At 65.9% G+C, this 13,281-nt stretch carries 11 protein-coding genes; 7 read left to right on the forward strand and 4 right to left on the reverse strand.

Annotated features, from left to right (window positions below; genetic code table 11):
- Position 1: 1 nt before the first annotated feature.
- From LWC34_RS11025 to LWC34_RS11035, 3 genes are all read right to left on the reverse strand, one after another.
- Complete coding sequence (locus tag LWC34_RS11025; protein WP_233724888.1) at positions 2-667, reverse strand: response regulator transcription factor; 666 nt, start codon at positions 665-667, stop codon at positions 2-4.
- A gap of 11 nt (positions 668-678) precedes the next feature.
- A complete protein-coding gene (locus LWC34_RS11030; protein ID WP_233724889.1) occupies positions 679-1,983 on the reverse strand; it encodes an MFS transporter in 1,305 nt (434 codons plus the stop codon).
- Positions 1,984-2,069: 86 nt separating this feature from the next.
- Positions 2,070-3,080 (reverse strand): YncE family protein, encoded by a 1,011-nt coding sequence (locus LWC34_RS11035; RefSeq protein ID WP_233724890.1) that lies wholly within the window; start codon positions 3,078-3,080, stop codon positions 2,070-2,072.
- Positions 3,081-3,269: 189 nt separating this feature from the next.
- Between LWC34_RS11035 and LWC34_RS11040 the strand changes: the two genes are divergently transcribed.
- Positions 3,270-3,608, forward strand: coding sequence for an ArsR/SmtB family transcription factor (locus LWC34_RS11040; protein ID WP_372496463.1), 339 nt, complete (start codon positions 3,270-3,272; stop codon positions 3,606-3,608).
- 1 nt (position 3,609) lies between these two features.
- Here LWC34_RS11040 and LWC34_RS11045 read toward each other — a convergent pair whose 3' ends face one another.
- Positions 3,610-6,045: an FtsX-like permease family protein gene (locus LWC34_RS11045; protein ID WP_233724891.1), complete on the reverse strand. Its 2,436-nt coding sequence runs from the start codon at positions 6,043-6,045 to the stop codon at positions 3,610-3,612.
- A 201-nt stretch (positions 6,046-6,246) separates the two neighbouring features.
- On the opposite strand from LWC34_RS11045, the gene fabG reads away from it, so the two are divergent.
- The 6 genes from fabG (at position 6,247) to LWC34_RS11075 (ending at position 13,275) form a co-directional block, all read left to right on the forward strand.
- A complete protein-coding gene (gene fabG / locus LWC34_RS11050; RefSeq protein ID WP_233724892.1) occupies positions 6,247-6,951 on the forward strand; it encodes a 3-oxoacyl-[acyl-carrier-protein] reductase in 705 nt (234 codons plus the stop codon).
- Between the two features lie 103 nt (positions 6,952-7,054).
- Entirely contained in the window at positions 7,055-7,822 is a 768-nt protein-coding gene (gene fabI, locus LWC34_RS11055) for an enoyl-ACP reductase FabI (RefSeq protein WP_233724893.1), read from the forward strand.
- Positions 7,823-7,843: 21 nt separating this feature from the next.
- The gene (locus LWC34_RS11060; RefSeq protein ID WP_233724894.1) at positions 7,844-9,415 is read left to right on the forward strand and encodes a Na+/H+ antiporter; all 1,572 of its coding nucleotides are present in this window, start codon (positions 7,844-7,846) and stop codon (positions 9,413-9,415) included.
- Between the two features lie 19 nt (positions 9,416-9,434).
- Positions 9,435-10,472, forward strand: a complete 1,038-nt coding sequence (locus tag LWC34_RS11065) for a ferrochelatase (RefSeq protein ID WP_233724895.1) — start codon at positions 9,435-9,437, stop codon at positions 10,470-10,472.
- A gap of 183 nt (positions 10,473-10,655) precedes the next feature.
- Positions 10,656-11,918, forward strand: coding sequence for an ROK family transcriptional regulator (locus LWC34_RS11070; RefSeq protein WP_233724896.1), 1,263 nt, complete (start codon positions 10,656-10,658; stop codon positions 11,916-11,918).
- 16 nt (positions 11,919-11,934) lie between these two features.
- The gene (locus LWC34_RS11075) at positions 11,935-13,275 is read left to right on the forward strand and encodes an extracellular solute-binding protein (protein ID WP_233724897.1); all 1,341 of its coding nucleotides are present in this window, start codon (positions 11,935-11,937) and stop codon (positions 13,273-13,275) included.
- Positions 13,276-13,281: the final 6 nt, after the last annotated feature.

Consider the following 13,281-nt stretch of genomic DNA (forward strand, 5'->3'; position numbering starts at 1 on the left):
GTCATTCACCGAGCCGGTATCCGAAGCCTCTGATCGTGGTGAGTAGTCCTGGCCGCTTCAGCTTCCCGCGTAGCTGGGTCATGTGCACGTCCAACGACCGCGAGATCGCCAGGTACGCGTCGCCCCAGACCTCGTCCATCAGTTGCTGGCGGCTGACCGCGGTGCCCAGCCTGCGGGCGAGCACCGCGAGCAGCTCGAATTCCTTGGTGGTCAGGGAGATCTCGTCGCCACCGGCACGGACTCGGCGGGCGGCCATGTCGATCTCCACATCGGACACCTGGACCACGTGCGTCAACGCAGTCAGAGAAGACCGTACTGCCGCTCGCTGGGTGATGGTGTCCATGCGCGCGAGCAACTCGGCCAGCCGTACGGGTTTGACCACGTAGTCATCTGCGCCTAGCCGTAAGCCGCGTACGACTGAGCGTTCGTCTCCGCGGGCGGTGAGGACGAGGACTGGCACGTCCGCGACTTTGCGGAGCATGCGCAGTACCTCCAGCCCGTCGGTGTCTGGCAGGCCTAGGTCGAGCAGGACCAGGTCTGCTTCGTGGTGGCGGGTGAGCGCGTCGGCGCCGCGGCGGACCCTTGTCGGTAGGTGCCCACGGGCCGCTAGCGCTTCGGCCAGCGCGTCGCCGACACCGTCGTCATCTTCGACGAGCAACACCCGCACGGCATTCGTCCTTACGTGGTCTTCTCCAACTCGGACGACTTGGAGGTCTCCCGCATTGTCCAGTACACGATCAGCGAAATCAGCACGCACGCCGAGACGTACCAGTAGAACACCGATTCGTGCCCCGCTTTCTTCAACGCCAGTCCGATGGATTCGGCGGTGCCGCCGAAGATCGCAACGGTCAGCGCGTACGGCAGGCCAACGCCCAGCGCCCTGATCTTGGTCGGGAACAGTTCTGCTTTCACGATCGCGTTGATCGATGTGTACCCGGTGACGATCGACAAGCCCACCATCATCAGCAGAAATGCCACGATCGGGTTCTTTGTGCCGGACAGAATGGACAACAGCGGCACCGTCGCGACCACGCCGCCGATGCCGAAGAACAACAGCAGCGGCCGTCGCCCGATCCGGTCGGACAACCGCCCGGCGAGTGGCTGGATACCCATGAAAATGAACAGCGCGATGAAGTTGATCCAGGTGACCGTGCCCTTGTCGATGTGGCTCGTGTTCACCATGAAGTTCTTCAGATATGTGCTGTATGTGTAGAACGCGACCGTGCCGCCGAGGGTGAGGCCGACGACGATCAGGCATTCCCTGGGATATTGCAGCAGGACGCGGATCGTGCCGCGTTCGCGGGACTTGGTCTTCTCCTGCTGGTAGCTCTCGGATTCGTCCATCCCGCGGCGCAGCCACATCACCACGATCGCGCCGACCGCGCCGACGGCGAACGCGATCCGCCAGCCCCACGAGGTCAGCTGGTCTTCGGTGAGCACCTGCTGCAGCACGATCTGCAGGCCGAGCGCGACGAGCTGGCCCGAAATCAGCGTGACGTACTGGAAGCTCGAGTAGAAGCCACGCTTGCGCGGAGTGGCCACTTCGGACAGATACGTCGCCGAAGTGGCGTACTCACCGCCGACCGAAAGTCCTTGCAGCAACCGGGCGATCAGCAGAATGACCGGCGCGGCCACACCGATCGAGCTGTATCCGGGCGTAACCGTGATCAGCAACGACCCCAGCGCCATCATCACCACGCTGAGCGTGAGCGCGTTGCGTCGCCCGAACTGGTCGGCGAACCGCCCGAGCAGGTAGCCTCCGATGGGCCGCATCAGGAAGCCGACCGCGAAGATGCCCGCGGTGTTCAGCAGCTGCGCGGTCTGGTCACCTGACGGGAAGAACGCGCTGGCGAAGTAGATGCTGAACGCGGTGTAGGCGTACCAGTCGTACCACTCAATGAGATTGCCGATGGACCCTCGGACAACATTTCCGATGACCCGGCGTTCATTGACCGGTTTCGCTTGCTGGCTGGCAGTCGCCATCCGGACCTCCTCGTCACGTGACCCGCCTCACCGTCGGCTGCGGACCCCGTGCGGGGCAATGCGTGAACGCCAGACCTAACATTCGCTTAGGACGATATGAGCACGGACGAGTCCGGCTGGCGCAGGGTGTCGAACGTGCCGACGATCTTGCGCTGGTCCAGGTCGAGGATGGCGACTTTCTGAGTATCCAACAGGGACACGTAGGCGATCGGTTTCGTCGGGTGGAACGAGGCCGCGGACGGTTGACCGGGCACCGAGATCGTCCAGATGGGCCGGAACCTGGTGCTGATCAAGGAAATCGTCTTGTTCGCCAAGTCTGTCACCAGCAGTTGGTCGTCCGAGACGGTGTACACGCGCAGCGGGTCGCCCGGGACTTTCATCTCGTCACGGACACGCATGGTGCGCGCGTCGACGGCCACGACCGCGGGGGTACGACGGGCGCCGACGAAGAGGGTTCGTTCGTCGGCGCTCAGGGTGGAGCTCTCAGGTAGTTGGCCAGGCGTGACGAGGACTGGCGCGATGGCGGCGTCGTATGGGCGGACCATGCTCACGGTGTGCGAGAGCAGCCCGGTGACGTAGGCGCGTTCTCCGTTGCGGGTAATGGAAAACAGGTGCGTCTTGATGCCGCCGGTGTTGACTGCGCGGGACGGGCCGGTGATCGGTTGGTCGAAGCCGATGAGGGTCGCTTTTTCTTCGCTCAGAACGTAAAGCCGGTCCTGTTCGTCCATGCCGACACCGTGGATTCGGTTGAACGGCGCGATTTCGATGGTTCGGACGAGGCTTCGGGCGCGCAGGTCGACGACGAAGACCGCCGAGGCGCCGGGGCCGACCACCGAGGAGAACTCCACGCCGTAGTGGCCGACGTACGCGAATTTGCGGGCACGGTCGGCCACGAGCTCGTGGGGGTAGTCGCCGAGCACGATGTCCGACAGGCGTTTGCCCGAGCCTGCTTCGAAGAAGGCCAGCCGCCGGTCGCCTTTCTCCACGACGGCCAGGACGTCGCCGCTGGCAGGGGCTTGCATGGCCATCGGGAGGGGCAGGCCTGCCACTCCCGCGAGTTTGATCGCGTTGCGCCGGGTGATCCGGTGGTCAGTCATCCACTGGCTCCTTGAGCAGGTCGTCCGACATTTCCCGTCAACGCGGACAGTCCAGCCCCGGTGGCCGGTCAAGGTCAAGATGTACGGCGATGTTCGATAGGTATCGAACAAGACGGGTTGCGCACCAGACAGTGCGACTGGGCGAGTTCACGCCGCGCTCGTGCTCACGTGGGTTTGTAACCTTCAGGTGTGAGCCGCGCGAACGTCCATCCGGATGCCGACGAGATGCGACTGACCGACGTGATGTCGGCACTGAGCGATCCGATTCGGGTGGGGATCGTGCGCGTGCTGGCCGACGGCAACGAGCAAGCGTGGGGTGATTTGCGTGTGCCCGTCGGCAAATCCACGCTGAGCCATCACCTCAAAGTGCTGAGAGCCGCTGGCATCACCCGCACCAGGGAAGAGGGCACGCGCTGCTTCGTCCGTCTCCGTGGCGATGACATGGACGAACGTTTCCCAGGACTTTTGCTGTCAGTACTCCAAGCCGCCGAGCGCGACGACGTCGGCTCGGCGGTTCGAGTGGAGTGAGTTACTGCACGGCGACGGTGTCCACGGGACGAGCCCGTAGCGCGATCCATGCCGGGATCATCGACGCGATCATCGTCAGCAGCCCGACCGCCGCGGAAACCACCAGATAGATCCAAACCGGACCGTACGGTACAACCGAATCCGTAGTGGCCAAACTGAACGGCACCAACGTCCCCGCCGACACGATCGTGCCGAGGATCAGGCCCGCGAGGGTGATCGCCGCGCCTTCCACACCGACCATTCGCAGCACCTGGCCACGGCGGGCGCCGGAGAGCCGCAGCAGGCCGAATTCCCTTCGCCGGTCGGCGGTTTCCACCACCAGCGTGTTGATCACCGAGATCGCCGTGTACAGGACGATCATTCCGGCGATCAGGTAGTTGATCACCGCCTGGGTTTCCAGGTCGGCCGCGTAGGCCTCAGTCAGCGTCGACCGGTCAGTGAGGTGGTCGCCAGGGAACCGGGCAGCCACGGCCGCGGTGTCACCGGAGACCATGATCTGGCTGGCCACGCCCGCGGAGGTGTGCTTGGCGAGCGTGGTCGCAGGTAGCAGGGCTATCTCGTATCCCTGACGCGGTTGGATCACCGCGGCGAGTGTCACCCGGCTGGTCTGGCCGTCGCCGAAGCGCATGGTGAGCTTGTCGCCGACGCGAAGCCCCATCGAGGACGCATGGTCCGCAGGCAAAGCGACGGTGTCACCGGACAAGTCCGTCAACTTTCCCGATACGACCGGCATCGCGGTCAGTGAAGCCCCCGAAGCCGTGATGCCTTGCAGTTCAAGGCCGTCGTCGCCCAACTCGGGATCGTACGGGCTCTCGACGAATCCCTTGCTGGTCACCCATTCCGACGCCGCCGTCACACCAGGCAGGGACCGGACCGTGTTGACGACATCGGGGGAGAAGCCGCCGTTTCCGGAGACCAGCACCGCGTCGGCACGCAGGTCCTGGGTGTACGCACGCTGCGCGGACTCAGCCGAGGTCGTCTGGGTGTAGATCTGCGCCAGGGCGAAACCCGACGCGAGCATCACCGGCGCGACCACCGAGGCGAGCTTGACGGCACGGACACGCGTGTTGTTGGCCGCCAGCGAGCCGGGGACCTTCGTCAACGCCCGGATCGGCAGGCGCAGCAACGCCATCACGGCCTTGGTCGCACCGGGAGCGAACAGCGTGATCCCGACCGCCCAGAACACCACGGCCGGGCCTGCGGTGGACGCGGCCGTCGGGCCGGAATTCACTGCGACCGACACGATGCCAAGAGCCAGGCCACCGGCGCACGCGATGCTGCCCATGATCAGCCGGGTCCTGGTGAACCACGTGCGCTGGATCGCGGCCTCGGCCAGCGCCTCGGTCGGCCGGGTGCGGCCCGCGCGGCGCGAACCGGCCAGCGCCGCGATCACTCCGGCGAGCAGTGCCGTGGCCACACCGATGATCGACGGGATCCAGCCCTGGTGGAACTGGACGACCGGGCTGGCCACGCCGTTCGCGGCCAGTCGGTCGAACAGGAACTTGCCGATCAGCGCGCCGGGGAACCAGGCCGCGAGGGTCGCGAGCACCGACACCGCCAGCGCTTCGGCGAAGATCATCCGGCGGACCTGGCCCGGCGTGGTCCCGACCGCCCGCAGCAACGCGATCTCCCGCTTGCGCTGCTGCACCGACACACTGAACGTGCTGGCCACGACCAACATGGACACCATCACCGCGAGCCCGCCGAACACGGCGGCCAGCGTGATCAGCATTTCGTTCTGCTGCTCGACCTTCGCGTGCTCGGCCACGCCACGCTCGTCGCCGGTCAGCACAGTCACCGGCTCCCCGAGGGCTTCTTGCAGGTCCACGGCCGGAGTGCCGACGATCCCGAGTGCCAGCAACCGGCCGAACCGCTGCGCGTCGGTGTCGGCGAAGTAGAGGACTGACTGGTTGGACGTGCCCGACACGGTGAATGGCGTGATCTTGCCGCGGATCGAGATGTCCACTTGGGAGCCGACCGGTGCGGTCGACATAGGCACGACAACCTGGCCTGTCTGTGGCGCCGTGTCGGTCAGCCCGGCGAGTGCGGCCGACGACCAGTTGTGGCCAGTTGTCGACGACCCGGCCATCGAGATCGGGAACGCGACATCCGGCACGACCCGGGTGACTCCTGGAACGGTCGACGCCTTCGCGACGAGCGACGCGTCGAGGGGAACGTCCTCGGTCAGCGTCGAGTACTCGTAGTTGTTGTCGCCGTCCTCGTCGGGCAGCTCGTCGGTGGCCAGACGAATGGATTTGTTGGCGATGATCACCGCGTCCGCCTGCGCGAGCCGCTGCGCCGGGATCGCGGTCCGGATGCCGGTCTCCATCAGGCCGCCACAGGCCATCACGATCGCCGCGCCGAAGAACAACGCGATGAAAGTGGCGACGAATCCGCCCTTGCGGTAACGCAGTGTTCGTATCGTCAGGCGCAGCATGATCGGTCCGTCCCCAAATTCGCAGCCAATTGTTTGTGGCTCGACGCTATTGCTGCGGACGGTGCCCAACCCATGGTGCGGAGCCGTCGATTCGCGGTGGGGTAAGCCCCACCACAAGTGCCGGACCGGATGGGTCGGACCAGCTAGTAGGCCGCTAGCCTGTGGCGCGAGCAAGCGTCGGGGCGTCTCAAGGAGTTGAGGGTGGCACGGTCGGTTTTGGTCACAGGTGGTAACCGCGGGATCGGTCTGGCGATCGCCAGGGCATTCGCGGACCAGGGCGACAATGTCGCGGTCACGCACCGCGGCTCGGAAACGCCGGAGGGATTGCTCGGCGTCAAATGCGACGTGACCGACGCCGAACAGGTCGACGCCGCGTTCACCGAAATCGAGGAGAAGCAGGGCCCGGTCGAGATCCTGGTGTCCAACGCCGGCATCACCGACGACACGCTGCTGCTGCGGATGTCCGAGGAGCAGTTCAGCCGCGTCCTGGACGCGAACCTGACCGGGGCGTTCCGCGTCACCAAGCGCGCCACCCGTGGCATGCTGCGCAAGCGCTGGGGGCGCTTGATCTACATCTCGTCGGTCGTCGGCCTGACCGGCAGCGCGGGCCAGGCGAACTATGCGGCGAGCAAGGCAGGTCTGGTCGGCTTCTCCCGCTCGCTCGCGCGTGAGCTGGGCAGCCGCAACATCACGTCGAACGTGATCACGCCGGGTTTCGTGGCCACCGAGATGACCGCCGTGTTGCCGGAAGAGCGCAAGCAGGAGATCCTCGGCCAGGTTCCGCTGGGCCGGTACGCCGACACCTCGGAGATCGCGTCGGCTGTCACGTTCCTCGCGTCGGACTCGGCCGCGTACATCACCGGTGCGGTGCTGCCGGTCGACGGCGGCCTCGGCATGGGCCACTGAGAAATCGCAAGGGAGATAACTTCGTGAGTCGAGCTTGCGAGCGAACAATTCAATACAGCGTCGACCGGGCGGTCGCGTGACGAGCGTTAGCGAGGAAGAGACAATGTCTGGACTGCTCGAAGGCAAGCGGCTGCTGATCACGGGCGTGATCACGGACGCCTCCATCGCGTTCCACGTGGCCCGTATCGCGCAGGAGCAGGGCGCCGAGGTGGTGCTCACCGGGTTCGGCAGGCTCAGCCTGGTCGAGCGGATCGCCAAGCGGCTGCCGAAGCCAGCGCCGGTGATCGAGCTGGACGTGACCAACACCGAACACCTGGACTCGTTGGCTGGCAAGGTTTCCGAGCACGTCGACGGCCTCGACGGCGTGGTCCACTCGATCGGGTTCGCGCCCGCGTCCTGCCTTGGCAACCCGTTCCTCGAGGCGCCGTGGGAGGACGTGTCCACGGCCGTGCACGTGTCGACGTACTCCTTCATGTCGCTGGCCAAGGCCGTGCTGCCGCTGCTGGCCGAGGGTTCTTCGGTCGTCGGCATGGACTTCGACGCCCGCCAGGCGTGGCCCGCCTACAACTGGATGGGTGTGGCCAAGGCCGGTTTGGAGTCAGTGACCCGCTACCTGGCCCGTGAGCTCGGTCCGCAGCACGTCCGGGTGAACCTGGTCGCCGCTGGCCCGGTCCGCACGATGGCCGCCAAGTCGATCCCTGGCTTCAAGGACCTTGAGGACCAGTGGGCCGTGCGCGCGCCGCTCGGCTGGAAGGTCGACGACCCCGAGCCGGTCGGCAAGTCGGTTTGCGCGTTGTTGTCAGATTGGTTGCCCGCCACGACTGGCTCAATGGTCATGGTTGACGGAGGATTCCACGCTGTTGGGATGTGATCGTTTCGCCCGGGAGGACGCATGTTAGGCCTCGAACTTGTCGTCATCCTGGGCATCACAGTTCTGACGTGCAGTGTCGCGGCGCGGCGGCTTCGGATCGCCGCGCCGGTGCTGCTGCTGGCCGTCGGTGCGGTGCTCGGCTTCATCCCGATGCTGCGTGAGGTTGAGCTGCCGTCCGAAGTGATGCTGCTGCTCTTCCTGCCCGCGTTGCTGTACTGGGAGAGCCTGACCACCTCGCTGCGGGAGATCCGGCGCTACGCCCGCGTGGTTTTGCTGACGAGCACGCTCCTGGTGATCGCCACGGCCGCCGGTGTGGCCGCTGTGGCGCACGCGCTGGGAATGCAATGGGGCCCAGCATGGGTCCTAGGTGCCGCGCTCGCGCCAACGGACGCCACTGTGGTCAGTGTGTTCGCGCGCGGGTTGCCGTCGCGCAGCATGAACCTGCTGCGCGCGGAAAGCTTGATCAACGACGGCACCGCGCTGGTGATCTTCGGTGTCGCGGTGAGCATCACCGCGGGCGGCGAGACGTTCAGTTTCGGCAACGTGTCCTGGCTGTTCGTGCTGTCGTTCGGCGGTGGCGCGCTGGCTGGGGTGATCACGGCGTGGCTCGCGGTCCAGGTGCGCAAGCGACTGGACAACCCGTTGCACGAGAACACCTTGAGCGTGCTCACGCCGTTCGTCGCGTTCCTGCTCGCCGAAGTCGTGCACGCTTCCGGTGTGCTCGCGGTTGTCGTGTGTGGACTGATTCTCAGTCAGGTCGGGCCGCGGCTGATCCATGCCGACACCCGTACCCAGAACTCGGCTTTCTGGAGCCTGTCGACGTTCCTGCTCAACGGTTCGCTGTTCGTGCTCGTCGGTCTGCAGGCCAACGCGGCCGCGCGTGACCTCACCTCGACCGGTGTCTGGCGCGGGCTTGCCTTGGTCGGCTTGATATCCGTCGCCGTGATCGGCGTCCGGATGCTGTGGCTGTTCACCACGCCGTACATCATCAGGGCAATCGATCGACGTCCACAGCAACGTGAGCTGAGAGCCGACCCCAAGTCGCGGCTGATCAACTCGTTGTGCGGATTCCGTGGCGCGGTGTCGATGGCCGCGGCCCTCGCTGTGCCGGAAGGCATGGCAGGTCGTGACCTGATCATCTTTGTCACGGCAGGCGTGATCACGCTCACGCTCGTCGTGCAGGCGCTGTTGTTGCCGCCCGTGGTGCGTTGGGCGAACCTGCCGCCGGACACCCAGTTCGACGAGGAACGCGCGATGGCCATCCTGGCGTCGGCTGAGGCAGCGTACGAGGCGATGCCCAAGCTGGCCGCTGAGCTCGGCACCGATCCGTTGATCATCGAACGAGCCCGCCGCGAGTCCGAGAAACGCCTGAAACTGCTGCGCCAGGGCAACGCCGAAGACGACGAAGAGCACCCGTACCAGCGGTTGGAAAACGACTACCAGGCACTGCGGCTCGCGTTGATCGCGCACAAACGCTCGACCATCGTGCGGTTGCGCGACGAGCGCAGGATCGACGACGCCGTCCTGCGGCACATCCAGACCCAGCTCGACCTTGAGGAGATCAGGCTGTCCCGGCGTGAAGCCGCCGAATGACAAGGGGCAGGATGGGGCAGTGAGTTTCGACGCGCTGCTGTGGCTGTCGTTCGGCGGACCGGAAGGACCTGCCGACGTCCGGCCATTCCTGGAGAACGTGACGCGAGGCCGAGGCGTGCCGCCGGAGCGGCTCGACGAGGTGGAGAAGCACTACCAGCACTTCGGCGGGGTCTCGCCGATCAACCGGCTCAACCGTGAGGCGATCGCCGCGGTCGAGGCCGAGCTGGCCGGGCAGGGCGTGCGGCTGCCGGTGTACTTCGGCAACCGCAACTGGCACCCAATGGCTGAGGACACGCTCGGCAAGATGCTCGCCGACGGCGTCCAGCGCGTCCTGGTCTTCCCGACCAGCGCCTACGGCGGTTACTCGGCATGCCGTCAGTACGACGAGGACATCGCACGGGTCAGGGAAGCTGTCGGTCCGAACGCGCCGGAACTGGTGAAGCTGCGCCAGTTCTTCGATCATCCGTTGTTCATCGAGTCCTTCGCCGACGCCGTCCGTGCGTCCTTGGCGACATTGCCCGACGGCGCTCGGCTCGTGTTCACCGCGCACTCGGTCCCGGTCTCGGCCGACAAGGCTGCGGGTCCGCCTTCGGAAGGCGGCGGCCGGTACTCCAAGCAGGTCGCCGAAGCGTCCCGGCTTGTCGCCGAGGCCGTCGGGGTCGCGGAGTACGACGTGGTCTGGCAGTCGCGGTCTGGACCACCGCAGATTCCGTGGCTGGACCCGGACATCGTGGACCACATCGAGGCATTGCATGGGCAAGGTGTCACGGCGGTCGCGGTGTGCCCGATCGGGTTCGTCAGCGATCACCTCGAAGTGATCTGGGACCTGGACAACGAAGCCGCCGAGAAGGCGGGGGAGTTGGGGATGGCGTTCGCCCGCGTGGCCACGCCCAACAGCGACCCACGCTTCGCGCGACTCGTGGTCGAGCTGATCCGTGAACACACCGATGGCGTCGAGCCTCGCAAGCTGTCGGCCTTCCCAGCCGCTGGCTGCACGATCAACGGCGCCCCCTGCGCACCGCTGTGCTGCGAACCCGCCAAACGCCCGGCTCGCTGACTGTCCCCGCAGGTAGACCCTCGTGAGTGGTTAGACGGGTTCTAACCCGTCTAACCACTCACGAGGGTCTTTTGACGTTTCGCTCCGGTTACTGCTCTTGACCGCTCCTTGCTCGGTGACTACCGTCACCACAAATCGTCTGGGAAGTTACCAGATTAATTTGACCCTAAACCGGGAGCCGAGTTGAGAGCCGGGAGTCCGCGGCTACTGCGCGAGATCAACGATCGCGCGGCCATCGACGCGCTGCTGCGCGACGGCCCGCTGACGCGATCCGAGCTGGAGTACGCGATCGGCCTCTCCAAGCCGGCCACCGCGCAGTTGCTTGCCCGCCTTGAAGAAGAGGGCGTCGTGGTGCGCGAAGGCCTGCGTGGTGGCGGCCGTGGCCCGCGCGCCCAGCTGTGGGCGGTGAAGGGTGCGGTCGCGCACGTCGCGGCGATCGACCTGACGCCGCGCGGTGTCGACATCGCCATCGCCGACATCTCCGGGGCGGTGCTGACCGAACACCGGCAGGCCGTTCCGCCACGAGGAACGTCCGACGAGGTGCTCAGCAACTTCCGGCAGGCCACCGTCGCCGCGTGCGCGGCCGCTGGCTTGACGCTCAAGGACTTGCGGCACGTCGTGGTCGGCACGCCAGGCGCGATCAACCCGCGCACCGGGCACCTGTGGTTCGCGCCGCACCTGCCCGGCTGGGAAGGCTTCGACATGCCCGGCCGGATCGGCGCCGAACTCGGCGTCCCGGTCACCATCGAGAACGACGTGAACCTGGTCGCGCTCGAAGAGATGATCGCCGGGCAGGCGACCGCGGTACGCAGCTTCGTGATGGTCTGGCTCGACCACGGAATCGGTGGCGCGATCGTGGTCGACCGCAAACTGTTGCGTGGCGCGACCGGTGGTGCGGGCGAGATCGACTGGATGCACGTGCCCGACCGTGCCGCCGCCGACACCGGGATTCCCGCGACGGGAACGAGGTTCGGTGATCTGGTCAGCTCACCGAACGTGGTGAAGCTCGCCAGGGCGTACGGGATCGCCGCGCGCAATGGCTGGACGGCCGTGAGCAAGGCGGTCGCCCAAATAGATGAGAAAGAGACTTCCGAACAGCAGCAAGGGAAACAGTTCCTGACCGACCTGGCACGCCGGGTCGCCACCGGAGTAGCCAGCGTGGTCAGTGTGGTGGACCCGGAACTGGTACTGCTGTGCGGAAAGACCGGCTTGGCTGGCGGGGAGATGCTGTGCCGGTTGATCAGCACTGAGTTGCGGAACATGGTCGTGCCCCGCACTCCGGTGGCGTACAGCGCGCTCGCCGGCAATGCCGTGCGGGCGGGCGCGTTGCACTCCGCCCTCGCCGTAGTCCGTGAGCAGGTTTTCGGGCTGACCGGCGACATAACCGAACCATCTCGCCGGCTGGACGCCAGTGGCGATGGCAACGGCGTCCGAACAAGTTTCTAGGTCCCCAGGAGGGCAAATGCGCAAGGCCCCCATTCGGGTGGTGCTCGCTTCGGTGGCATTACTCGTCGCGTCGTGTTCCGGTGCGGCAGGCGGTGGTGGTGGCGGCGGGGAGATCGGAGCCGCTCCGGCGGCGGACGCGAACCTGACGCTCGTGGTGTACAGCAAGTTCACCGACCGGGAGGAGAAAGCGGTCACCGCGGCCCTCCAGTCGTTCACCAAGAAGTTCCCGAACATCAAGATCGACCACCGGGGCAACCAGGACGACGACAAGCTGACCCAGTCGATCCAGAGCGGCTCGCCGCCCGACGTGGCGATCTCGTTCTTCTCCGACAACCTCGGCAACTGGTGCCACAGCGGCGCTTTCCAGGATCTCAACCCGTACATCCAGCGGGACAAGGTCGACCTGAACGTCATCCCCAAGCAGGTCCGCGACTACACCGCGTACAACGGCAAGCAGTGCTCGATGCCGTTCCTGGCCGACGTGTACGGCTTCTACTACAACAAGGACATGCTCACCGCGGCTGGCATCTCCGGCCCGCCGAAGACCACGGCCGAGCTGCTCGACTACGCCAAGCGCACCACCAAGTTCGCGGCCGACGGCTCGATCGAGGTGGCTGGCTTCATCCCGTCGATGCCGTTCTACGCCAACGAGGCGCAGATCTGGGCGCCGATGTGGGGCGCGACGTACCTTTCCGGCCCCGACGGCAAGTCCGCGATGGCGTCGAGTCCTCAGTGGAAGGAGCTGTTCGACTTCCAGAAGCAGCTCGTCGACTTCTACGGCAAGGACAAGCTCGAGCGGTTCAAGGCTGGTCTCGGTGACCAGTACTCGCCGGACAACGCCTTCCACAAGAAGAAGCTCGCGATGATGTTCGACGGTGAGTACCGCAACGCGTTTCTCGCCGACACCGCGCCGGACGTGAACTACGGCACCGCGCCGCCGCCCGTGTCCGCGAGCCGCACTTCGCAGTACGGCGGCGGGTACTCCACCGGCACGATCATCGGCATGCCGAAGGGCGTCAAGAACCCTGGTGCGTCGTGGGAACTGATCAAGCACGTCACGCTGGACACCGACACCCTCGTCGAGCTGTCCAACCAGATCAAGAACCTGCCGAGTACGACGGACTCGCTCTCCTCGCCGAACCTGAAGGTCAACGAGCAGTTCAAGACCTTCCTCGACATGTACGGCAGCGGCAAGCTGCAGTCCAACCCGGCATCGCCGGTCAACGCGGCGGCCATCAAGGCCGTCAACGACTTCGCATCACGGTGGATCGCCGGTCAGGAGCCCGACCTGGCCGCTGGTCTCGCGAAGGTCGACGCGCAGATCAACGACGAGCTGGCCCAGAAGTTGGGCAAGTAGCAGCGA

This window comes from Kibdelosporangium philippinense (assembly GCF_021390435.2).
Taxonomy (GTDB): Bacteria; Actinomycetota; Actinomycetes; order Mycobacteriales; family Pseudonocardiaceae; genus Kibdelosporangium; species Kibdelosporangium philippinense.

What these genes read in the sequence shown, in the direction of transcription:
- LWC34_RS11030 (WP_233724889.1), bottom strand. Translation starts at nt 1,983, where the DNA reads ATGGCGACTGCCAGCCAGCAAGCGAAACCGGTCAATGAACGCCGGGTC.
- LWC34_RS11035 (WP_233724890.1), bottom strand. Translation starts at nt 3,080, where the DNA reads ATGACTGACCACCGGATCACCCGGCGCAACGCGATCAAACTCGCGGGA.
- LWC34_RS11045 (WP_233724891.1), bottom strand. Translation starts at nt 6,045, where the DNA reads ATGCTGCGCCTGACGATACGAACACTGCGTTACCGCAAGGGCGGATTC.
- fabI (WP_233724893.1), top strand. Translation starts at nt 7,055, where the DNA reads ATGTCTGGACTGCTCGAAGGCAAGCGGCTGCTGATCACGGGCGTGATC.
- LWC34_RS11060 (WP_233724894.1), top strand. Translation starts at nt 7,844, where the DNA reads ATGTTAGGCCTCGAACTTGTCGTCATCCTGGGCATCACAGTTCTGACG.
- LWC34_RS11075 (WP_233724897.1), top strand. Translation starts at nt 11,935, where the DNA reads ATGCGCAAGGCCCCCATTCGGGTGGTGCTCGCTTCGGTGGCATTACTC.